The following is a 19,213-nucleotide window of genomic DNA, read 5'->3' on the forward strand; positions in this document are numbered from 1 at the left end:
CCGTGACGTCATCCCGACGCCGCCTCGCGGTGCTCGCCGCGGCGGCCGCCGTCGCCCTGACCGGCGCCAGCGCCGGCACCGCGTACGCCGAACCGCCTCCCGACGCCCCCGAGCAGATCGACAACGGCGACTTCAGCGAAGGGGTCGCCCCCTGGTTCTCGTACGGCACCGGCCCGCTCGCGGTCACCGACGGGCGACTCTGCACCACCGTTCCCGGCGGGCTGGCCAACCCGTGGGACGCCGGCATCGGCCAGGACGGCGTGCCGCTCGTCGCCGGCGCCGAGTACACCCTCGGTTTCGACGTCTCCGCCACCCCCGGCGCCGCCGTCAAGGCCGTCCTGCAACTGGGCAGCGCCCCCTACACGACGTACGCCAGCGTGGACGCGACCGCCACCGGGACCGCCCAGCGGTTCACGCAGACCTTCACCGTGCCGGCCGACAACCCCAGCGCCCAGCTGATCTTCCAGGTCGGTGGGAACGCCGCCGAGCAGACCGTCTGCCTGGACGACGTCTCCCTGCGCGGCGGCGACCCGCCCGAGCCGTACGTGCCGGACACCGGGCCCCGCGTGCGGGTCAACCAGGTCGGCTACCTGCCCGGCGGGCCGAAGAACGCCACCGTCGTCACCGAGGCGACCGAGGCGCTGCCGTGGCAGCTCCGCTCCGCCTCCGGCGACGTGGTGGCCAGCGGCACCAGCAGCCCGCGCGGCGAGGACGATGCCTCCGGCCAGACCGTGCACTCCATCGACTTCTCGTCGTACCGGACCCCCGGCGCCGGGCTGACCCTCGTCGCCGACGGCGAGACCAGCCACCCGTTCGACATCTCCGGCAGCCTCTACGACCAGCTCCGGTCCGACGCCCTGCAGTTCTTCTACGCCCAGCGCAGCGGCATCCCCATCGACGGGGACCTGATCGGCGACGAGTACGGCCGCCCCGCCGGCCACCTCGGCGTGGCCCCCAACCAGGGCGACACGTCGGTGCCCTGCCAGCCCGGCGTCTGCGACTACTCCCTGGACGTGCGCGGCGGCTGGTACGACGCCGGTGACCACGGCAAGTACGTCGTCAACGGCGGCATCGCCACCTACCAACTGCTGAACACGTTCGAGCGCACCAAGACGGCGGCCACCGCGGACGGCGGCGCGGCGCTGGGCGACAACACCCTGCGGGTGCCCGAGCGCGGCAACGGCGTGCCGGACATCCTCGACGAGGCACGCTGGGAGCTGGAGTTCCTGCTGCGCATGCAGGTACCGGCCGGCGAGCCGCTCGCCGGGATGGCCCACCACAAGATCCACGACCGGCAGTGGACCGGGCTGCCGCTGCAACCCCAGGACGACCCGCAGCCGCGCGAGCTGCACCCGCCGTCCACCGCGGCCACCCTCAACCTGGCCGCCGTTGCCGCGCAGTGCGCACGGCTCTTCGCCCCCTACGACGCGGCCTTCGCGGGCCGCTGCGCCACCGCGGCGAAGACGGCCTACGCCGCGGCCAAGGCCAACCCGCAGCGGTACGCCAGCCCGACCGACAGCACCGGCGGCGGCGCGTACGACGACACGACCGTGACCGACGAGTTCTACTGGGCGGCGGTCGAGCTGTACCTGACCACCGGTTCCCGGGCCTACCTGACGGACCTGTCCGCGTCGCCGCACCACACCGGGGACGTGTTCGACCCGCGCGGGTTCGGCTGGCAGGGCGTCGCGGCGCTGGGCCGCCTCGACCTGGCCACCGTGCCGAACGGGCTGCCGGCCGCCGAGCTGACCCGCGTCCGCGCCTCGGTCACCGCCGCCGCCGACGACTACCTGGCGGAGCTGGCCGGGCAGGCGTACGGGCTGCCGATGCCCGGTGACGCCGGCAGCTACTTCTGGGGCGGCAACAGCAACGTCATCAACAACGCGGTCGTGCTGGCCACCGCGTTCGACCTGACCGGCGACCCGACGTACCGGGACGGCGCGGTGCAGGCGATGGACTACATCCTCGGCCGCAACGCGCTCAACATCTCGTACGTCACCGGTTGGGGCGAGCACGCGGCGGAGAACCAGCACAGCCGGATCTTCGCCCACCAGCTCGACCCGGCCCTGCCGAAGCCGCCCGCCGGCTCCCTCGCCGGTGGCCCGAACGCCGCCCTCCAGGACCCGTTCGCGCAGCAGTTGCTGGCCGGTTGCGAGCCGATGTTCTGCTACGTCGACGACATCAACTCGTACGCCACCAACGAGGTCGCGATCAACTGGAACTCGGCGCTGACCTGGATCGCGTCGTTCCTGGCCGACCAGGGCGACTCCGGCGCGGTACCGGCGCCGACCTGCGCGGTGACGTACACCAACCACGGCAGTTGGCCGGGCGGCTTCACCAGCCAGGTGAGCATCCGCAACACCGGCACCGCCGCCGTCTCCGGCTGGACGGCCCGGTTCGCCTTCACCGGCGACCAGAAGGTGACCAAGGCCTGGTCGGCGACGGTGACCCAGTCCGGCGCGACGGTATCGGCGAAGAACCTGTCCTGGAACGCGACGATCGCACCCGGCGCCACGGTGACCTTCGGCTTCAACGGGACCACCGGCGGCGGGGCCAACCCCGTGCCGGGCCTGGTCACGCTGAACGGCGGCGCCTGCGCGTCCTGATCCCGCTCGCGCGGCCCATGATCGCGGAGGAGCGGCCTCCCGGGCGCGGGAACACGGGAGGCCGCCCGTCCGTCCGGTGGTGCTCGCGCCACCACCGTCGTGCGGAATCAAGCGTGCGTGCGGCGGGTGGCCTTCCAGCTCCCGGAGGCCACACGTCCGACGGTCAGCCGCACCAGGCGAACAGCCCCGGGTTGGTGGTGTGCAGCTTGACCACCGTGCCCAGGGACAGGTACGACCCGGCCGGCAGCTCGGCGAAGATCGGGCCGTTCACGGGGTCGGCCAGCGTGGAGTAGTCCACCTCGCGCTGCGCGGCGGCCTCCAGCAGGCCGAGGCTCTTCAGCGTGCCCAGCCCGGCCTGCACGCAGGCAGCGCCCTCGTTGCGCGGAGCGGCCGACGCCGGCCCGGCGACGGTCACGCTGGCCACGAGCGCGGCGGCGGCCACGCCGCCCACGGTCATCGTCTTCCTCATGGCTGTTTTCCCTCTTCTCGTTGATGCGGGGTGTTCCTGGAGAGGGCTTCGCCGCGCACACCGCCGCTGGATGCACCACGGCGGAACTTCGTGGGAAAAGGTCGCCACTACCTCCCGGTCTCGGGGTCCTGGCCGCGTGGGCGGGCCCAGGTGAGGAAGCGGTCGGTCAGCCCGGCGGGGTGGGAGTGGCCGTTGAGCTGGCCCAACTGGTCCGCTGCCTCGTGCATCAGAGTGGCCAGGTAGACCAGCAGCGCGGCCCGGTCGTGGCGGTACTCGACCAGCAGCGCGAGCCGCGCCGGTGGGCACGGCCACTGCGCGCCGCACGCCCGGCACCGCCACAGCGGACGCATGGGTACGTGCGGACGTCCCGGCCGGCTCACCGCCCCGTCCCGCCCCACCGGCCCGGGTTGCGCCGCCAGCCGCCGGCCCGCCACCGCTGTGCCGGGGTCAGGTTGCCGGCGCGCCCCGGATCCATGGTGGGGATCACCCGGGTGGGGGCGTCCTCCCAGGAGACTCGGGGGTTCGGCAGGCGGGGCGGCGGCGGGACGGGGTCGCGGCGACGGAACGGGAACAGCACGGGCGGCCTCCTTCGGGGCGGACTGGACGGGCCGCCCGGACGCCGTTGTCCGGGCGGCCCGCGGTCCCGCCGACGGTTCGGGCCACGGCGGCGGTTCCGCTGCCGGAAACACTGCCGCGCGTCGCGCGACGGCCACACCGCGTAGCGATAGGGTCGGCGGACGTCTGGAACGTCCTTCGTGGAGGCGGGTGTGAACGACGCGCTGCGGATCGCCATGGCCGAGGCCGGCGTGACGGCGGAGTCCCTGGCCGACCGGGCCGGCGTGGACCCGAAGACGGCGGCCCGCTGGGTGACGCCGGGCAGGGTGCCGCACCCTCGGCACCGGGCGGCGGTGTCGGCCGCGCTCGGCCGGCCCATCGGCGAGCTCTGGCCGGACGTGGTGCGCCGCCGCGAGCCGGTCTGGTTCCTGCCCTGGGCCGAGGTGGAGCGCCGGGCCGACACCCTCCGCTCGTTCGAGCCGTCCGTGCTACCGGGCCTGCTCCAGACCGAGGCGTACGCGCACGCAGTGCTGAGCAGCGGTCCGCTCGCCGACGACGAGGTCGAGGGCTACGTGGCCGCCCGGATCGCCCGGCAGGCCGCCGTCTTCGACCGCCCCCGCCCGGCGCTGACCATCTTCGTCGTCGACGAGGCGGCGCTGCACCGGGGCGAGCCGGAGATCATGCAGCCGCAGCTCGACCACCTGGTGACCATGGCGCAGCGCCCCCGGGTGTTGCTGCACGTGCTGCCGCTGCGCGCCGGCTTCCACCCCGGCCAGGCCGGTGCCTTCGTCCTCGCCAGCACCGACGACGCCGAGGACGTGGCCTACATCGACGACCAGGCCGCCGGGCGGACCACGAAGGACGTTGCCGCCCTCTGGCAGATCTGGGACACTCTCAGGTCGGTGGCGCTGCCGCGCGACCAGACGATCCAACTCCTGAAGGCACGGCCATGGCTGACCTGACCGGCGCCCGCTGGCGCACCAGCACCCGCAGCAGCTCCAACGGCGGCAACTGCGTCGAGGTCGCCGACAACCTGCCCGGCGTCGTCGCCGTCCGCGACTCCAAGGACCGCACCGGTGGCACCCTGACGTTCCCGGTGACCGCCTGGCGGTCCTTCCTCGGGCACGTCGTGCACCGTTCGGACGCCTGACCCGGCGCCGCCCTCCGGGTGCCGCGCACCGGCGCGGAGCCCGCACCCGGACCGCGCCGGCTCAGCCGTCGGCCAGCACGCCGCGCAGCGTCTTGGCGAACTCCTCCGGGTGGAACATGAAGCCGCCGTGGTCACCGGGGAACTCGACCGGGCGGGTGCCGAGCAGCTCCGCCAACGCCACCGAGGTGGGGTACGTGACGAGGCGGGTCGACTCGACGCCGACCCCGACGACGACCCGGGCCGGCCCGGCGGTCAGCGCCGCCGGGTCCGGCCGCCACGTGGTGGTGAAGCGCAGCTCGTGGGCGAAGAACCGGGCGCTGTTGGCGAGGTCCTGTGCCGACGGCTCGCCCGGCGGCATCGGCATGTCGTCGCCGTACCCGGCGTGGGTCATGAACTTCCGCCACGCCGGCCCCGCACCGTCGGAGTGGAACGTGGAGATCATGTCGTCGACCGCCGTGCGGCGCTCCTCGGCGTCGGTCAGCAGCTCCAGCAGCGGAGGCTCGTGGGCGACGAGGGTACGGACCCGGCCCGGGTGCCGCTGCACCAACGCCAGGCCGGTGAGCGCACCACCACTGCTGCCGAAGATGTCGGCGGAGCCGGCGCCGAGCGCGTCGAGCAGGGCGGCCACGTCGTCGGCGCGCACCTCCGGGGTGGAGTCCTGCCCCGGGTCGTCGAGGGTGCTACCGGAGATGCCGCGCGGATCGTGGGTCACCACGGTGTGGTCGGCGGCGAGGGCGTCGGCCAGCGGCGCGAACGCGGCGGCGTCCATCGGCGAGCCCATGACCAGCACGAGCGGGCCCGAGCCGCGTACCTCGTAGCGCAGCCGTGCGCCCGGAACGTCGAGGGTGTGGACGGTCGTCATGATCGGTGGTCCTTCCGCTCAGGAGTCTTCTCGCCGGTACCGACTCCGGGAGGGCCCGGAACTCATCGGTCGCCGTGTCCTGGCGACACCCCCTACCATCGCCGGCATGGAGGGACCGATGTGGATCGTGGTCGTGGCGGTGGTGGCGCTGCTGCTGGTCCTCACCGTCACGGTGGTGGCGGTGCGCCGGCGCCGTCGGGCGGAGGCCGACGGGGCGGACGCGCTGCGCGCCGCCCGCCGCGCCATTCGGCAGAGCCGGCAGGACCAGCGCCGTCGGCGGCCCGGCACGATGCGGGGCAAGGGGTACGGAGGCGACGACAACCAGGGCTACAACGCCGGCGTGTCCAGCGAATCCGGCGGAATGCCCTGATCGGTCTTCCCGCGCTCGGTCGACGGTCGACGCCCCGACGAACGCCTCCTCGGTTCTGAGCCTCCTCTGTGAGCGGCATCGCCCCCGTGGGGCACCCGACGCCCGACCCGACGCCCCTAGGTTCGACACATGTCCACCGTCGTCGTTCCCGCACGGGGGTGAGCCGCTGGTCGGCGGTGTCGCCGATTCCGCCGCCCGGCCGGCTGCGCACCCTCGCCCTGGCCACCCTGGCCAACACGGTCGGCTCCGGGCTGTGGGTCGCCGGCTCGGCGCTCTACCTCACCCGGGTCGTCGGGCTGAGCCCGGCGCGGGTCGGGTTGGCGCTCACCGTCGCCGGCCTGGTCGGGCTCACCGCCAGCGTGCCGCTGGGCCGCCTGGCCGACCGGCGCGACCCACGCACCGTGCGGGCCGTCGTGCAGGTTCTGCAGGCCGGGGTCGCCGCGTCGTACCTGCTGGTGGACTCGTTCACCCTCCTGCTCGCGGTGGCGGTGGCGGACGCGCTGCTGGTGTCGGGCAACCTGGCCGTACGGGCCGCGCTGATCGCCGCCGTCGCCGGACCGGAGGGGCGGGTGCGCGCCTTCGCCACCCTGCGGGCGGTCGCGAACCTGGGCATCGCGGTCGGCGCCGGCCTCGCCGGGATCGCGCTGGCGGCGGACACGCCCTCGGCGTACCGGCTGCTGGTCGTCGGGAACGCCGCGACCTATCTGGTGTCGGCGGCGTTGATCCTGCGGCTGCCCGCGTACCCGCCGGGGCGCCCGACCGGCGACGCACCACGACGGGCGGTCCGGCGACCAATGCGCGACGGGCCGTTCCTCGCGGTGAGCGCGGCCTCGGCGGTGGTGTCCCTGCATCACGTGGTGCTGACCCTGGTCGTGCCGCTGTGGGTGGTGAACGCCACCGGCGCGCCACCGGTCACGGTGTCGGCGGTGCTGCTGGTCAACACGGTGCTCACCGTGCTCCTCGCGGTCCGGCTCAGCCGGGGTGCCCGGGACGTGGGGTCGGCGGCGCGGACGATGCGCCGGGCCGGGCTGACGCTGGCCGTCGCGATGCCCCTGTGGGCGGCCACCGCCGGGCTGCCCTCCGGGGCGGCGGTGGCGTTGCTGCTGGTCACCACCATCGGGTACACGCTGGGCGACCTGTGGCACGGCACGGCCGGCGCGGCACTGGCGTACGACCTGGCCGACCCGGCGGCGGTCGGCGCCTACCAGGGCGCCGACGGCCTGCTCGCCGGTCTGGCCCGGGCGGCGGGTCCGGCGGTGCTGACCTGGGCGCTGCTCGGCCTCGGTCCGCCCGGCTGGCTGGCCCTGGGGGCGGTCTTCGCGGCGACCGGCCTGGCCGTGCCGGTGTTGGTGCGGCACGCCTTGGCGCACCGGCCGGCGGCGGCTGTAGCAGGATCGGCACCGTGACCGACGAGATGATCGTGCGCCCCGGTGGTCCGGCCGACGCGAAGACGATCCTGCGCCTGCTCGACGACGCCACCGCGTGGCTGGTGGCCTGGGGGCGCACCGGCCAGTGGGGCGCCACGCCCGCGTCGGAGGATCCCCGGCGGGTCGTCCAGGCCGACGTGTGGGCGACCGGTGGTGGCCTGTGGCTGGCGGTGGTCGGCGACCGGCCGGTGGGCGCGCTGGTCGTCGGCGCGGCCACCGACTACGTGCCGGCGGCGACCGAACCCGAACTGTACGTGAACCTGCTGGTCACCGACCGGGCGTACGCGGGACGCGGGGTCGGCGGGCGGCTGCTCGCGCACGCCGCGGACCTGGCCCGCGCCCGGGGTCTGCCGTTGCTGCGGGTCGACTGCCACGCCGGCGACGACGGGGCGCTGGTCCGCTGGTACGAGCGGCAGGGCTTCACGGCCACCGAGCCGTTCACCGTCGAGCGCCCCGGTCGGAACCCGTGGCCCGGCCAGGTCCTCGCCCGCCGCCTGTAACCCCCACCCCGCCCCTGCACGCCCCACGCCGCACGCCCCACGCCGCACGCCGCACGCCCCAGGCCGCAGTTTCACGGAAAGAGTGGTCATTCCGCGCGGAATGACCACTCTTTCCGTGAAACTGCGGGCTCCGGCGGGGGCGGGCCGGGACCGGGCGGGGCCGACGGGCCGGGCTGGGCCGGTCAGCCGGCGGCGCGGAGTTTCGGCAGGACCTCCGCGCCGAACGCGTCGATGAAGGCCCGCTGCTCCTGCCCGACGTGGTGCAGGGCGATCTGGTCGAAGCCCAGCGCCACGTACTCCTCGAGCCAGCCGACGTGCCGGCCCAGGTCGGCGGAGACGTTGACGGCGTCGGTGACCTTCCCCATCGGGACGTCGGCGGAGACCACGTCGAAGTGCTCGACCATCTCCAGGTCCCAGCAGACCGGCGGCGCGAAGACGTTGCTGCGCCACTGGTCGTACGCGACCGCCTCGGCCTCGGCCTGGTCGGGTGCCCAGCTGACGTGCACCTGGAGGTGCAGCGGCCCCCGCCCACCCGCCGACCGGTAGGCGTCGACCATCCGCCGCAGGTGCTCGACCGGGGCGTTGACGGTGATCAGCCCGTCCGCCCACTCGGCGCACCACCGGGCGGTGGCCTCGCTGACGGCCGCGCCGATCAGGGCCGGCGGCTGCTCCGGCCGGGTCCACAGCTTCGCCCGGTCCACGCGGACCAGCCCGTCGTGGTTGACCTCCTCGCCGGCCAGCAGCGCGCGGATCACGTCCACACACTCACGCAGCCGGGCGTTGCGGATGTCCTTGCGGGGCCAGCCGTCGCCGGTGATGTGCTCGTTGCTCGCCTCGCCGGTGCCCAGCGCGGCCCAGAACCGGCCGGGGTACATCGCGCCGAGGGTGCCGATGGCCTGGGCGATGATCGCCGGGTGGTAGCGCTGCCCGGGCGCGTTGACCACGCCGAACGGCAGGTTGGTGGCCTGGAGCGCCGCGCCGAGCCACGACCAGGCGAACCCGGACTGGCCCTGCCGCTCGCTCCACGGCGAGAAGTGGTCCGAGGACATGGCGGCCTGGAACCCGGCCCGTTCGGCGTGGACGACCGCCTCCAGCAGGCGGCTCGGGTGGATCTGCTCGTGGGAGGCGTGGAAGCCGAACACCGTCATGGGCACCCTCCGTACCCAGGTCGGTGTCCGGCTAAAGCTTGCCCGGCCTACTCGGCGTGCGCGCCGGCGCCGGCCGACGCGGCGCCCTCCCCCACCCACACGGTCTTGGTGTTGCAGAACTCGCGCATGCCCACGGCGGACAGCTCCCGGCCGTACCCGGAGTTCTTGACACCGCCGAAGGGCAGCTCCGGGTACGACGTGGTCATCCCGTTGATGAAGACGTTGCCGGCATTCAGGTCGGTGGCGAACCGCTCCTGCTCGTCCGGGTCCCGCGTCCACGCGTTGGAGCCCAGACCGAAGGCGGTGCCGTTGGCCACCTCGATCGCCTCGTCGTACGACGACACCCGGTAGAGGCCGGCGACCGGCCCGAAGACCTCCTCGGTCCACATCCGCATGTCCGGGGTCAGGTCGGTGACCACCGTCGGCGGGTAGTACCAGCCCTGCCCGTCCGGCTTCGTGCCCCCGCAGAGCACCGTGGCGCCCTTGTCGACGGCGTCGCGGACCTGGGCGTCGATCTCGTCCCGCCCGCGCTCGCTGGCCAGCGGCCCCACGTCGGTGCCCTCGTCCATCGGATCGCCGACCTGCAGGGCCGCCATGCGCGCCGCGAACCGCTCCGCGAAGGCGTCGAACACGTCGGTGTGCACGATGAACCGCTTCGCGGCGATGCACGACTGGCCGTTGTTCTGGCAGCGGGCCGTGGTGGCCACCTCGGCGGCCCGGTCCACGTCGGCCGAGGGCATCACCACGAACGGGTCACTGCCGCCGAGTTCCAGGACGGTCTTCTTCAACTCGCGGCCGGCGATCTGCCCGATGGAGCGGCCGGCGCCCTCGCTGCCGGTCAGCGTCGCCGCCCGTACCCGCGGGTCGCCGAGGATCTTCTCGACGGCCTCGGACCCGACCAGCAGCGTGGTGAAGGCGCCCTCGGGAAAGCCCGCCCGGCGGAACAGGTCCTCCATCAGCAGGGCCGTCTGCGGCACGTTCGAGGCGTGCTTCAGCAGGCCGGTGTTGCCGGCCATCAGGGCCGGCGCGGCGAACCGCATCACCTGCCACAGCGGGAAGTTCCACGGCATGACGGCGAGGACCGGGCCGATCGGCTCGTACCGGACGAACGCCCGGGTCGCCTTCACCGCCGCCGCGTCGGCCGGTGAGTCCGCGAGGAACTCCGGTGCCTTCGCGGCGTAGAAGCGGCAGGCCGTGGCGCACTTGGTCACCTCGGCCTTCGCCGACGCGTACGTCTTGCCCATCTCCATGGTCATGATCCGGGCGATCTCGTCCCGCTCGGCCTCCAGCAGGTCGGCGGCCGCGACCAGCCACGCGCCCCGCTGGCCCACGGTGGTGCCGCGCAACTGCCGGTACGCCAGGTCGGCCCGCTCGATGGCCGCGTCGACCTGCTCGTCCGACATCGCCTCGTACGTCTTGAGCACCACTCCGGTGGCGGGGTTGGTGGTGGCGATGGGCATGGCCTGCTCCTGTCACTCGAACAGTGAGTGCCGCACGCCCGGCTCCTCCCGGTGACGGGCGGCACGACGGCGCTGGATGACGACCAGGTCGACCGCGGCGACCACCGCGAGGATCGCGCACACGACCCCGAGCCACACCACGTCCGCCCAGAAGGCCAGCACGGCGAAGATCGTCATGGTGACCAGGCCGAAGCCGGCCAGCACGAGCCGGAGGTTGAGGGCGCTGCGCGCCTGCACCGGGCCACGGAACCGCCGGGGCTGCGATCTCGTCATCACACCGACCTACCCGTCCTCGGCGTGCTTAACCGCGGGTGATTCCCGGCCACGCGGCCGGTGCCGGTGTGCCGCGTCACGGCCGTCGTGGGTTGCGTTACACCGGTGCGCCGGGAGCCGTCGACACCGGTCCGGGGCGTGGACGATGGACGCATGACCCTGACCCACGCGATGCCGGTGACCGTCGCCATCGCCCGGCGCGCCGACCCCGCCCGGACCGACGAGATGGTGGCGTGGATGCGTGCCGGCACCGCCCTGGCCGAGGCGTTCCCCGGCTTCCTCGGCGCCGGGTGGGTCCGCAGCGCTCCCGGCTCCGGCGAGTGGCACATGCTCTACCGGTTCGCCGACGACGAGACGCTGCGCCGGTGGGAGGAGTCGCCGCAGCGGCACTGGTGGCTGACCTCGGCGCAGGGCATCGTCGAGCACACCCGGGTCGAGAAGCGGACCGGGATCGAGGGCTGGTTCGACCCGGTGCCGGAGCCCGTGGTGGAGACGGTGCCGGTCAGCGCCGAGCCCACCGTCCCGCCACCCTCGCCGCCGCGCTGGAAGCAGGCGGTGACGATCTGGTTGGCCTTCTTCCCGCTCAGCCTCACCGCGACGTTGCTGACCAGCCGGTTCCTCCCCGAGGTGCCGCTGGCCCTGCGCGTGCTGATCATGACGCTGACACTGACGCCGCTGATGACGTACCTGGTGCTGCCCCGGATCACCCGGGCCCTGCACTGGTGGCTCCACGGCCAGCGGGGAACCTGGCGCTAGCACACGCTCCCTGCCCGGCGACAGCCTTCTGCCACAAAACCGACAGCACTTCACGTCGCCCCGACCCCGCGCATAGAGTTACCGCGCTGTCGCTCTCCGCTGCGGGACGGGGGAAGGATGCCTCGACGCTGGGTCGCCGCCCTCGCATGCCTGGTGGCGCTCGTCGCGCTCGCCTGCGAGGGAGGCGGTGAGGCCGCACCCCGGCCCACCCGCGGGACACCCTCACCCGGCGCCACCGGTGGCATCGCCGCCCTGGGCGACTCGATCACCACCGGCTTCGGCTCCTGCCTCGTCCTGGCCTCGTGCCAGCGCAACTCCTGGTCGACCGGGGACGGGCTGCGGGTCGACAGCGTCTACCGGCGCCTGCTGGACGACGACACGGCACTGCGGGGCAAGGCCCACAACCACGCCCGTCCGGGCGCGCGGGCCGCGTCGCTGGCCGGTCAGGCCGAGGCGGCCGTACGCGACCGCACCGACCTCGTGACCGTGCTGATCGGCGCCAACGACGTGTGCCGCGGCGGTGTCGAGGCGATGACCCCGGTGACCGAGTTCCGCAGGGAGATCGACCGGGGCCTGCGCGTGCTGCGGACCGGCCGGCCCAGGGCCCGGGTGCTGGTGGTGAGCATCCCCGACCTGTACCGGCTCTGGGAGGTCGGGCACACCGACGAGCGGGCGGTACGCGTCTGGCGCCGCGGCCTCTGCCCGGCGCTGCTGGCCAACCCCACCTCGGACGACCCGCTCGACCAGGCCCGGCGCGCCAATGTCCGGGAGCGCATCGGCGCGTACAACAAGCAGTTGGCCGCGGCCTGCCGTGCGTACGGGTCCCGGTGCCGCCACGACGGCGGCGCGGTGCACCGGGTGCGCTTCACCCTGGACCTGGTCAACCCGCTGGACTGGTTCCACCCCAACGCCGCCGGCCAGGACCGGCTCGCCGAGGTGACCTGGCGCGCCTGGGGTCTGTCCGGCTGACGCCGACCCCGGCCGGGGTCGCACGGGTCAGGGGCGACGCTGCCCGGGCACGGTGCCGCCGTGCTGGCGGTAGAGGGCGCGGGAGCGCTCCGCCAGGTCCTTCGTCGCCGACGAGTTGGCCCAGGTGCCCAGGACGATCGCCGCGCCCGGCACCACCTTCGCGAAGACCCGCTTGGCGGCCCGCACGCCGGCCATCTGCGCCAGCCGTACGCCGAGGCGCAGCATCACCTTGCCCAGCGGGTTCTGCCCGCCGGACCCGAAGAGGGCACCGGCGCGTTCCCGACCGGCGGCCACCCCGAGCGCGAGCCGCGCGCTCTCGGCGACCTTGTGCACCTTCTGGAGCACCAGCAGGTCGGTGGCCCGGTCCGGGTGCGTCGGGTCCACCCCGAACGCGGCGGCGACGTGCAGCACCATCCGCGCCTGGGTCCAGGCCAGCACCCCGACGTCGATCACCGCGCCGGGCAGCCCCGCCGCGCCGGACACGGCCCCGGAAAGGCGGGCGTGGTTGACGAACTTGCGGACCGCCTGGTCGGCCAGGGCCTCCGGCGACGCCGCCGGCTGCTCGGCGCGCGCCCGGGCCGCCCACTGCGCCGCCTCCGGCCCGAGCCGGCGCACCGCCTCCAGGGCGAGGTGCTCCGGAGCGTACTGCGGGTCCTCCCGCATCCGGTCCCAGAGCCCGGCCGGGGGCGCCTCGGGCACCTCCGGCGGCGACGTCCGCGCGACCGTGGGCGGCTGCGGCGGCAGGGCTGCGGGCTGGCCGTCGAGGGGCGCGGAATCGGTCACGAGATCTCCCGGGGGGTCACCAGGGGGCGGGGGACGGAGCGGGGGGTCAGCGGCGCTTCTGGAACCTGGCCGCCAGGCCCCGCAGCTTCTGCTGGTTGGCGGGCTTGGCCATCTCACGCCGACCCCGTTCGACCAGCTGCTGGCCCTTGGGTGAGCGCAGGAACGCGGTGAGTCGCTGCATCAGAGACATGTCGTCCTCCAGTCGGTGCTGCCTGCATCATGTGTACATCGCAGCGACAACATCTGTACCCAGGACGCCCGAACAGCAACCGTCCATAGTGGCCGGTCGGCAGCCTACCGCCCGGCGTCGAGGACCGCGTCGACGACCTCGGCGGCCCGCCACTCGTGCTGCGCGTAGTGCTCTGGGAAGGCCGAGACCTGCACCGCCTGTGCCGCGTCGGTGAGTCGCATCTGCTGCCAGCCGGGCACCTGCATCAGGGCGGAGAGGAACTGGCGGGTCGCGAACGCCGGATCCATCAGCTCCCCCACCTCGCCCCAGCCGCTGCTCGGGCGCTGCTGGAACAGCCCGACCGAGTCGTGGTCCCAGCCGATCGCCTGGTGCGGGTAGTTCTGCGACTCCGGGAGCACCCCACTGGCGTAGTTGTAGAGGGTGCTCTCCTGCATGGCGGTCGCGACGGCGATCACCAGCGCGCGCCGGGGCATGTCCATCTTCTGGCCGGTGCGCACGATCGCCTGGGCGTTGCGCATCTGGGCGCGGTCCAGGCCGGCGACCGGAGCCACGACGGTCGACTTCGGCTTCGGCTTCGGCTTCGGCTTCTTCGTCGGCGCCGGGCGGACGTCCGGGTCGGCGGCGGCGGTGGACGGCGCCACCGGCGAGGCCTTCGGGTCCTTCGCGGACCGGTCGTGGTCCCGCGAGGCGGCGTCCGGCTCGGCACGCTCGATCGGGGCCGCGGCCGCGTCGATCCGGGCCGCGTCGGCGGCGGCCTCGTCACGGGTCTGGGCCACCGCGGTCAGGCCGAGGCAGCAGACCAGGCCGGCGGCGAGGGCGATCCGGACCCGGCCGGGTCCGCGCAGGAGGTTCCGGGCGTACGCGCCGAGGGTGTTCGACTTTACGGACGAGGGGGTATCGTCCGAACGGTCAACGGCGGCACCGTGGGTGCGGTGGTCGTCGAGGGAGTTGGCGTCAGGCATCAGCCGAGGCTAGGCAGGCTCCTCCTGCGATTACGCATGGTGATCTCGTGGCGCTCCTCACGAAACCACCCCCGCCGGGGGGACGTCCCGGCACCGCGGCGACGCCGAGGGGACGGACCTCGGGAAACGGGCAGACCTCGCCCACCACGCGGCCCGGCCGCCCCCGGTCCGGAGGGGGACGAACCGGCAGCGGTCCCACCGTGATCACCCACGTCCCCCGTTCGGTGGAGGACCACGTGGCCGGTCGGCGGGCGGGCGGTGTCGCCGCATCCGGGACAGCTCGTCACCGCCGGGCCGGACCGGCGCATCGGCCGCGCGAGGAATGCAGGAGGATGGCGGGAGCGTTGCCCGAACCGGGCACCGTCCGCAACGGTGACCGATTGGCACATCCAGGGAGGTCCGTACCGGTGCTCGACCCACACGAGCTCTACGAGCTCACCGACGAACTGCCCGACCTCGGCCAGCCGGTTTTGATCCAGGCCCTCACCGGGTTCGTCGACGCCGGCAGCGCCGGCCGCCTGGCCCGCGAGCAGCTGCTCACCTCGCTGGACGCCCGCCCGATCGCCCGGTTCGACCTCGACCAGCTCTACGACTACCGCTCGCGCCGGCCGGTGATGACCTTCGTCGAGGACCACTGGGAGTCGTACGACGAGCCCGCGCTGGAGCTGCATGTTCTCCAGGACGACGACGAGACCCCGTTCCTCCTGCTCAGCGGACCGGAACCGGACCTGCAGTGGGAGCGGTTCGTGGCCGCCGTCGCCGGGCTCTCCGCCCGGCTGGACGTCCGGCTCACCGTCGGGCTCAACGCGATCCCGATGGCGGTGCCGCACACCCGGCCCGCCGGCGTGACCGCGCACGCCACCCGTCCCGAGCTGATCGCCGGCTACGAGCCGTGGCTGCAGCGGGTCCAGGTGCCCGGCAGCGTCGGCCACCTGCTGGAGTACCGCCTCGGGGAGCAGGGCCGCGACGCGCTCGGCTTCGCCGCACACGTGCCGCACTACGTCGCCCAGACCGAGTACCCGGCCGCCGCCGAGGTGTTGCTGACCTCGGTCTCCCGCAGCACCGGCCTGCTGCTGCCCGGCGACGGGCTGCGCGCGGCGGCCGAGGTCGTCCGGGTGGAGATCGACCGGCAGGTCGCCCAGACCGAGGACGCCGGCGCGCTGGTCCGGGCCCTCGAGGAGCAGTACGACGCGTTCGCCCGGGGACGGGGCGGAAAGAACCTGCTCGCGCCCGACAGCGCGCCGCTGCCGACCGCCGACGAACTCGGCGCGGAGCTGGAACGGTTCCTGGCCGAGCAGACCCGCCCCAACGACACCCCCGGCACCTGACCGGCGGGGCGACCCGGCATGGGGCAGGCTGGAACCATGCGCCTGGCGACGTGGAACGTCAACTCGGTGAAGGCCCGCCTGCCCCGACTGCTCGACTGGCTGGCCGGCACCGGACCGGACGTGGTGTGCCTGCAGGAGACCAAGTGCCCCGACGGCGCCTTTCCGTCCGACGAGGTCGGCGCGCTGGGCTACACCGTGGCCAGCCACAGCGACGGCCGGTGGAACGGGGTCGCCATCCTGTCCCGGGTGGGCCTCACCGACGTGGTGGTCGGGTTCCCGGACGAACCCGGGTTCCCCGAGCCGGAGGCCCGGGCCATCTCGGCGACCTGCGGCGGCGTACGGGTCTGGTCGGTGTACGTGCCGAACGGCCGCACGCCGGAGGATCCGCACTACGCGTACAAGCTCGCCTGGTTCGCGGCCCTGCGCGACACCTTGGAGACGGAGCTGACCGGGAGCCTGCCCCTCGCGGTGTGCGGTGACTTCAACGTCGCGCCCACCGACGCCGACGTGTGGGACCCGGCGTTGTTCACGCACTCCACCCACGTCACGCCCGCCGAACGGGCCGCCCTGGCCGCACTGCGCGACCTCGGCCTGTCCGACGTGGTGCCCACGCCGATGAAGGGCCCGCACCCCTTCACGTACTGGGACTACCGGGCCGGGATGTTCCACCAGAACAAGGGCATGCGGATCGACCTCGTGTACGCCTCGGCGCCGTTCGCGCGCGCGGTCCGGTCCGCGTACGTGGACCGGGAGGCCCGCAAGGGTAAGGGCCCCTCCGACCACGCCCCGATCGTGGTCGACGCCGACCTCGTCCCCGTCGTCGAGTCCTTCTGACCCACCAGGACCCCCGTTCCCTGGGGCGGGCGGGCCGGTCCTGGGCGCGATGTCTGGTTAGGGTGGGGTATGGCAGTTGTGAAGATCAACGCGATCGACGTTCCGCCCGGCGCCGGCGAGGAATTGGAGAAGCGCTTCGCGGCGCGGGCCGGCGCGGTCGAGAACTCCCCCGGCTTCCTCGGCTTCGAACTGCTCCGGCCGCTCGCCGGCGAGAGCCGCTACTTCGTCTACACGCGCTGGGAGAGCGAAGAGGCGTACCAGGCCTGGGCCGCCGGCCCCTCCCGCGCCGCCCACGCCTCCGCACCCGGCGAACAGCAGCGGCCCCCGGTCGCCTCCGGCGCCACGCTCCTCGAGTTCGAGGTCGTCCAGCAGGTCCCACCCCGCCCCTGACGCCCCTCCGTCCCAGCACGCAGTTTCACGGAAATAGTGGCTATTCGGCGCCGGATGGCCACTATTTCCGTGAAAGAGCGCCCTCTCGGCGGCGGGAGGGCGAGGTGGGGCAGGGGCAGGGGCGGGGGCGGGGGTCAGGGGTTTCGGGAGGAGACCAGGGAGGCGAAGGCGATGACGTTGTCGGCGTACCCGGTCCGGCCGCCGAGCCAGTCGCCGCCGCAGGTGATCAGCCGCAGGCCGGGCGGGCCGGAGTCACCGTAGATCCGGTCGGCCGGCAGGCGGTCCTTCGGGAAGTGCTCCACCGAGTCGACGCGGAACACCACCACCGAACGGTCCGCGCGGGTCACCTCGATCGTGTCGCCGGGACGCAGCCGGTGCAGGTCGTGGAAGACCGACGGCCCACGCTTGGTGTCGACGTGCCCGACGATCACCGCCGGTCCCGGCTCACCCGGGGTGGGACCCCGGTCGTACCAGCCGGTCTCGTCGGCCCGCTCCAGCGGCGGTACGGCGATCGAGCCGTCCCGCGCCTGGCCGACCGGCTCGACGTCGGCGGCGATCTCGATCGTGGGTACGGAGAGGCGCACCGGACGGCTGGCGGTCAGGCCGGTGCGCTCGCTGCGGGCCGGCTGGTCGGCTGCGGTGGTGGCCCAGTCGAAGGGTCCGGCGGTGCGACCGAGGCCGGCGCCGGTGGCGAAGACGCCGACCAGCACCAGCACCACCGCGAGGGGCACCGACCAGGGGCTCCGGCCGGGCCGGCGCCGGGCCGCGGTGGCGACCCGGTCCGGGGACGAGGAGGTGGTCATGGCGGTGGTCAGCGCCGGGCGACGCCACGGGGCCGCCGGGCCGACACCACCCAGAGGACCAGCCCGACCACGGTGAGGGCGACCCCGCCCGGGAGCAGCAGCCCACCGGTGAAGCCGCCGGCCCCGCCACCGAACCCGGTTGCCGGGCCACGGCTGGCTGGCACCCCCTTCACCACCTGCAGCATGGTCGAGGCGGTCTCGCCGTCCCGGCACTCCAGCTTGACCCGGTAGTTGCCCGGACGGGTGCGGTCACGGACCATCGGCGCGGCGGTGAGCAGGCCGCGCTGCGGCTGCACCTGCACGCGGCCGAACGCGTCGGAGACCACGGTCGCGGGGAAAGAGTTGTCCCGGCAACTGGCCTTGATGCCGACGAGGTAACCCGGTTCGACCGTGCTCGGGCTGACCTCGACGAAGACGGCCGGGCCGGGCTGCGACGGCTGCGGCTGCGGCTGCGCCGCGCCGACCGGGCCGGCCGCGAGGAGCGGACCGACGAGGGCGGCCATGATCGACAGCGCCAGGCCACCGCGGGTCACCGTCACCACAACCCCCTCCCGGCGTACGCGTCGCACCCGTTTGGTCGTACGGGATGGATCCTCTCATCCCCGGGCGAACATCACATCCGATACGGCGCAGTCGTCGCGTACGCTCGGATGGCTGTGACCTCCACCGACGCGCACACCGCCACCGCCCCGCGGAGCATCCGCACCTTCCACCCGCGCCGCGGCCGGATGAGCGGCCGCCAGACGACGGCGCTGGAGCGGCTGTGGCCGCTCTACGGCCTGCTCGTGCCGGACGCCCCGGCCACCGGCGTCGATCCGGCCGCCCTGTTCGGGCGCCGGGCGCCGCTGGTGCTGGAGATCGGTTCGGGGATGGGCGACACCACCGCCGCGATGGCCGCGAACGACCCGGATCGAGACTATCTGGCGGTCGAGGTGCACACGCCCGGAATCGCCAACCTGTTGGACCTGATCGAGCAGCGTGGGCTGCGCAACGTGCGGGTGGCCGAGGGGGACGCGCTCGACCTGGTCCGGGGCCTGCCGGAGGGTTCGCTGGACGCGGTGCACGTGTTCTTCCCCGACCCGTGGCCGAAGTCCCGGCACCACAAGCGGCGGATCATCCAGCCCACCCACGTGGCGCTGCTGCGCTCCCGGCTGCGGCCGGGCGGCACGCTGCACTGCGCGACGGACTGGGCCGAGTACGCCGAGGCGATGCGGGACACCCTCGACGGCGACCCGGGGCTGGTGAACGCGTACGACGGCTTCGCCCCGCGCCCGGCGCACCGCCCGGTGACGAAGTTCGAGCGCCGCGCCCTGGTCGCCGGCCGGCCGATCGCGGATCTGGTCTACCACCGTCGGTGACCGCCCCGGTTGGCGTGCGG

Annotated in this window: 24 protein-coding genes; 12 read left to right on the forward strand and 12 right to left on the reverse strand. The window is 74.0% G+C overall.

Going from position 1 to position 19,213, the window contains the following annotated elements; translation table 11 throughout:
* Positions 1-2 precede the first annotated feature (2 nt).
* A complete protein-coding gene (locus ACIBR0_RS20480) occupies positions 3-2,606 on the forward strand; it encodes a glycoside hydrolase family 9 protein (RefSeq protein ID WP_396717823.1) in 2,604 nt (867 codons plus the stop codon).
* Positions 2,607-2,769: 163 nt separating this feature from the next.
* Here the strand turns inward: ACIBR0_RS20480 and ACIBR0_RS20485 are convergent, their stop codons facing one another.
* From ACIBR0_RS20485 to ACIBR0_RS20495, 3 genes are all read right to left on the reverse strand, one after another.
* The gene (locus tag ACIBR0_RS20485) at positions 2,770-3,075 is read right to left on the reverse strand and encodes a hypothetical protein (RefSeq protein WP_396717825.1); all 306 of its coding nucleotides are present in this window, start codon (positions 3,073-3,075) and stop codon (positions 2,770-2,772) included.
* A gap of 107 nt (positions 3,076-3,182) precedes the next feature.
* Positions 3,183-3,425, reverse strand: a complete 243-nt coding sequence (locus ACIBR0_RS20490) for a flavin reductase (protein ID WP_396717827.1) — start codon at positions 3,423-3,425, stop codon at positions 3,183-3,185.
* 26 nt (positions 3,426-3,451) lie between these two features.
* On the reverse strand, positions 3,452-3,652 hold the full coding sequence (locus ACIBR0_RS20495) for a hypothetical protein (protein ID WP_396717829.1): 201 nt from the start codon (positions 3,650-3,652) through the stop codon (positions 3,452-3,454).
* Positions 3,653-3,866: 214 nt separating this feature from the next.
* Between ACIBR0_RS20495 and ACIBR0_RS20500 the strand changes: the two genes are divergently transcribed.
* Both ACIBR0_RS20500 and ACIBR0_RS20505 read left to right on the forward strand, forming a co-directional pair.
* Positions 3,867-4,592 carry a Scr1 family TA system antitoxin-like transcriptional regulator gene (locus ACIBR0_RS20500; RefSeq protein ID WP_396718055.1) on the forward strand — a complete coding sequence of 242 codons (726 nt, stop codon included), beginning with the start codon at positions 3,867-3,869 and terminating at the stop codon, positions 4,590-4,592.
* Positions 4,580-4,780 carry a DUF397 domain-containing protein gene (locus ACIBR0_RS20505; protein ID WP_396717832.1) on the forward strand — a complete coding sequence of 67 codons (201 nt, stop codon included), beginning with the start codon at positions 4,580-4,582 and terminating at the stop codon, positions 4,778-4,780. The genes ACIBR0_RS20500 and ACIBR0_RS20505 overlap by 13 nt, the downstream gene beginning before the upstream one ends.
* A 61-nt stretch (positions 4,781-4,841) precedes the next feature.
* On the opposite strand, the gene ACIBR0_RS20510 is transcribed toward ACIBR0_RS20505, so the two are convergent.
* Complete coding sequence (locus tag ACIBR0_RS20510; RefSeq protein WP_396717834.1) at positions 4,842-5,642, reverse strand: alpha/beta fold hydrolase; 801 nt, start codon at positions 5,640-5,642, stop codon at positions 4,842-4,844.
* Between the two features lie 106 nt (positions 5,643-5,748).
* On the opposite strand from ACIBR0_RS20510, the gene ACIBR0_RS20515 reads away from it, so the two are divergent.
* The 3 genes from ACIBR0_RS20515 (at position 5,749) to ACIBR0_RS20525 (ending at position 7,939) form a co-directional block, all read left to right on the forward strand.
* Positions 5,749-6,012, forward strand: a complete 264-nt coding sequence (locus ACIBR0_RS20515) for a hypothetical protein (protein WP_396717836.1) — start codon at positions 5,749-5,751, stop codon at positions 6,010-6,012.
* Between the two features lie 158 nt (positions 6,013-6,170).
* Positions 6,171-7,418 (forward strand): MFS transporter, encoded by a 1,248-nt coding sequence (locus ACIBR0_RS20520; RefSeq protein WP_396717838.1) that lies wholly within the window; start codon positions 6,171-6,173, stop codon positions 7,416-7,418.
* A complete protein-coding gene (locus ACIBR0_RS20525; RefSeq protein ID WP_396717840.1) occupies positions 7,415-7,939 on the forward strand; it encodes a GNAT family N-acetyltransferase in 525 nt (174 codons plus the stop codon). The genes ACIBR0_RS20520 and ACIBR0_RS20525 overlap by 4 nt, the downstream gene beginning before the upstream one ends.
* A 182-nt stretch (positions 7,940-8,121) precedes the next feature.
* Here the strand turns inward: ACIBR0_RS20525 and ACIBR0_RS20530 are convergent, their stop codons facing one another.
* From ACIBR0_RS20530 to ACIBR0_RS20540, 3 genes are read right to left on the reverse strand one after another with little or no spacing between them, the layout of a single operon-like run.
* The gene (locus tag ACIBR0_RS20530; RefSeq protein WP_357037862.1) at positions 8,122-9,087 is read right to left on the reverse strand and encodes a TIGR03885 family FMN-dependent LLM class oxidoreductase; all 966 of its coding nucleotides are present in this window, start codon (positions 9,085-9,087) and stop codon (positions 8,122-8,124) included.
* A gap of 47 nt (positions 9,088-9,134) precedes the next feature.
* Positions 9,135-10,547, reverse strand: a complete 1,413-nt coding sequence (locus ACIBR0_RS20535; RefSeq protein WP_396717843.1) for an NADP-dependent succinic semialdehyde dehydrogenase — start codon at positions 10,545-10,547, stop codon at positions 9,135-9,137.
* Positions 10,548-10,559: 12 nt separating this feature from the next.
* Positions 10,560-10,820, reverse strand: coding sequence for a DUF6343 family protein (locus ACIBR0_RS20540; RefSeq protein ID WP_396717846.1), 261 nt, complete (start codon positions 10,818-10,820; stop codon positions 10,560-10,562).
* A gap of 153 nt (positions 10,821-10,973) precedes the next feature.
* Here ACIBR0_RS20540 and ACIBR0_RS20545 point away from each other — a divergent pair, with 153 nt between their 5' ends.
* Entirely contained in the window at positions 10,974-11,576 is a 603-nt protein-coding gene (locus ACIBR0_RS20545) for an antibiotic biosynthesis monooxygenase (protein ID WP_396717849.1), read from the forward strand.
* Between the two features lie 117 nt (positions 11,577-11,693).
* On the forward strand, positions 11,694-12,545 hold the full coding sequence (locus ACIBR0_RS20550; protein WP_396717851.1) for a GDSL-type esterase/lipase family protein: 852 nt from the start codon (positions 11,694-11,696) through the stop codon (positions 12,543-12,545).
* A 27-nt stretch (positions 12,546-12,572) separates the two neighbouring features.
* On the opposite strand, the gene ACIBR0_RS20555 is transcribed toward ACIBR0_RS20550, so the two are convergent.
* The 3 genes from ACIBR0_RS20555 to ACIBR0_RS20565 all read right to left on the reverse strand — a co-directional run bounded on the left by ACIBR0_RS20555 (position 12,573) and on the right by ACIBR0_RS20565 (position 14,480).
* Complete coding sequence (locus ACIBR0_RS20555) at positions 12,573-13,328, reverse strand: EcsC family protein (protein WP_396717853.1); 756 nt, start codon at positions 13,326-13,328, stop codon at positions 12,573-12,575.
* Positions 13,329-13,374: 46 nt separating this feature from the next.
* The gene (locus ACIBR0_RS20560; protein WP_357039005.1) at positions 13,375-13,518 is read right to left on the reverse strand and encodes a hypothetical protein; all 144 of its coding nucleotides are present in this window, start codon (positions 13,516-13,518) and stop codon (positions 13,375-13,377) included.
* A 104-nt stretch (positions 13,519-13,622) separates the two neighbouring features.
* Positions 13,623-14,480, reverse strand: coding sequence for a peptidase M23 (locus ACIBR0_RS20565; RefSeq protein WP_396717855.1), 858 nt, complete (start codon positions 14,478-14,480; stop codon positions 13,623-13,625).
* A gap of 407 nt (positions 14,481-14,887) precedes the next feature.
* On the opposite strand from ACIBR0_RS20565, the gene ACIBR0_RS20570 reads away from it, so the two are divergent.
* The 3 genes from ACIBR0_RS20570 to ACIBR0_RS20580 all read left to right on the forward strand — a co-directional run bounded on the left by ACIBR0_RS20570 (position 14,888) and on the right by ACIBR0_RS20580 (position 17,032).
* Positions 14,888-15,808, forward strand: a complete 921-nt coding sequence (locus ACIBR0_RS20570) for a PAC2 family protein (protein WP_357038999.1) — start codon at positions 14,888-14,890, stop codon at positions 15,806-15,808.
* A 36-nt stretch (positions 15,809-15,844) separates the two neighbouring features.
* On the forward strand, positions 15,845-16,642 hold the full coding sequence (locus ACIBR0_RS20575) for an exodeoxyribonuclease III (protein ID WP_396717858.1): 798 nt from the start codon (positions 15,845-15,847) through the stop codon (positions 16,640-16,642).
* Between the two features lie 69 nt (positions 16,643-16,711).
* Complete coding sequence (locus ACIBR0_RS20580; protein ID WP_396717860.1) at positions 16,712-17,032, forward strand: antibiotic biosynthesis monooxygenase family protein; 321 nt, start codon at positions 16,712-16,714, stop codon at positions 17,030-17,032.
* A 134-nt stretch (positions 17,033-17,166) separates the two neighbouring features.
* Here the strand turns inward: ACIBR0_RS20580 and ACIBR0_RS20585 are convergent, their stop codons facing one another.
* Together ACIBR0_RS20585 and ACIBR0_RS20590 are read right to left on the reverse strand one after the other, a co-directional pair.
* Positions 17,167-17,835 carry a class F sortase gene (locus ACIBR0_RS20585; RefSeq protein ID WP_396717862.1) on the reverse strand — a complete coding sequence of 223 codons (669 nt, stop codon included), beginning with the start codon at positions 17,833-17,835 and terminating at the stop codon, positions 17,167-17,169.
* An 8-nt stretch (positions 17,836-17,843) separates the two neighbouring features.
* A complete protein-coding gene (locus tag ACIBR0_RS20590) occupies positions 17,844-18,377 on the reverse strand; it encodes a hypothetical protein (protein ID WP_396717865.1) in 534 nt (177 codons plus the stop codon).
* A gap of 114 nt (positions 18,378-18,491) precedes the next feature.
* Between ACIBR0_RS20590 and trmB the strand changes: the two genes are divergently transcribed.
* Positions 18,492-19,193 (forward strand): tRNA (guanosine(46)-N7)-methyltransferase TrmB, encoded by a 702-nt coding sequence (gene trmB / locus ACIBR0_RS20595; RefSeq protein WP_396718057.1) that lies wholly within the window; start codon positions 18,492-18,494, stop codon positions 19,191-19,193.
* Positions 19,194-19,213 lie beyond the last annotated feature (20 nt).

It is taken from the genome of Micromonospora sp. NPDC049497, assembly GCF_044465805.1.
Lineage (GTDB): Bacteria > Actinomycetota > Actinomycetes > Mycobacteriales > Micromonosporaceae > Micromonospora.

What these genes read in the sequence shown, in the direction of transcription:
- ACIBR0_RS20575 (WP_396717858.1), top strand. Translation starts at nt 15,845, where the DNA reads ATGCGCCTGGCGACGTGGAACGTCAACTCGGTGAAGGCCCGCCTGCCC.
- ACIBR0_RS20565 (WP_396717855.1), bottom strand. Translation starts at nt 14,480, where the DNA reads ATGCCTGACGCCAACTCCCTCGACGACCACCGCACCCACGGTGCCGCC.
- ACIBR0_RS20585 (WP_396717862.1), bottom strand. Translation starts at nt 17,835, where the DNA reads ATGACCACCTCCTCGTCCCCGGACCGGGTCGCCACCGCGGCCCGGCGC.
- ACIBR0_RS20580 (WP_396717860.1), top strand. Translation starts at nt 16,712, where the DNA reads ATGGCAGTTGTGAAGATCAACGCGATCGACGTTCCGCCCGGCGCCGGC.
- ACIBR0_RS20550 (WP_396717851.1), top strand. Translation starts at nt 11,694, where the DNA reads ATGCCTCGACGCTGGGTCGCCGCCCTCGCATGCCTGGTGGCGCTCGTC.
- ACIBR0_RS20545 (WP_396717849.1), top strand. Translation starts at nt 10,974, where the DNA reads ATGACCCTGACCCACGCGATGCCGGTGACCGTCGCCATCGCCCGGCGC.
- ACIBR0_RS20500 (WP_396718055.1), top strand. Translation starts at nt 3,867, where the DNA reads ATGGCCGAGGCCGGCGTGACGGCGGAGTCCCTGGCCGACCGGGCCGGC.
- ACIBR0_RS20490 (WP_396717827.1), bottom strand. Translation starts at nt 3,425, where the DNA reads ATGCGTCCGCTGTGGCGGTGCCGGGCGTGCGGCGCGCAGTGGCCGTGC.
- ACIBR0_RS20540 (WP_396717846.1), bottom strand. Translation starts at nt 10,820, where the DNA reads ATGACGAGATCGCAGCCCCGGCGGTTCCGTGGCCCGGTGCAGGCGCGC.
- ACIBR0_RS20560 (WP_357039005.1), bottom strand. Translation starts at nt 13,518, where the DNA reads ATGTCTCTGATGCAGCGACTCACCGCGTTCCTGCGCTCACCCAAGGGC.
- ACIBR0_RS20505 (WP_396717832.1), top strand. Translation starts at nt 4,580, where the DNA reads ATGGCTGACCTGACCGGCGCCCGCTGGCGCACCAGCACCCGCAGCAGC.
- ACIBR0_RS20530 (WP_357037862.1), bottom strand. Translation starts at nt 9,087, where the DNA reads ATGACGGTGTTCGGCTTCCACGCCTCCCACGAGCAGATCCACCCGAGC.
- ACIBR0_RS20535 (WP_396717843.1), bottom strand. Translation starts at nt 10,547, where the DNA reads ATGCCCATCGCCACCACCAACCCCGCCACCGGAGTGGTGCTCAAGACG.
- ACIBR0_RS20510 (WP_396717834.1), bottom strand. Translation starts at nt 5,642, where the DNA reads ATGACGACCGTCCACACCCTCGACGTTCCGGGCGCACGGCTGCGCTAC.
- ACIBR0_RS20515 (WP_396717836.1), top strand. Translation starts at nt 5,749, where the DNA reads ATGGAGGGACCGATGTGGATCGTGGTCGTGGCGGTGGTGGCGCTGCTG.
- ACIBR0_RS20485 (WP_396717825.1), bottom strand. Translation starts at nt 3,075, where the DNA reads ATGAGGAAGACGATGACCGTGGGCGGCGTGGCCGCCGCCGCGCTCGTG.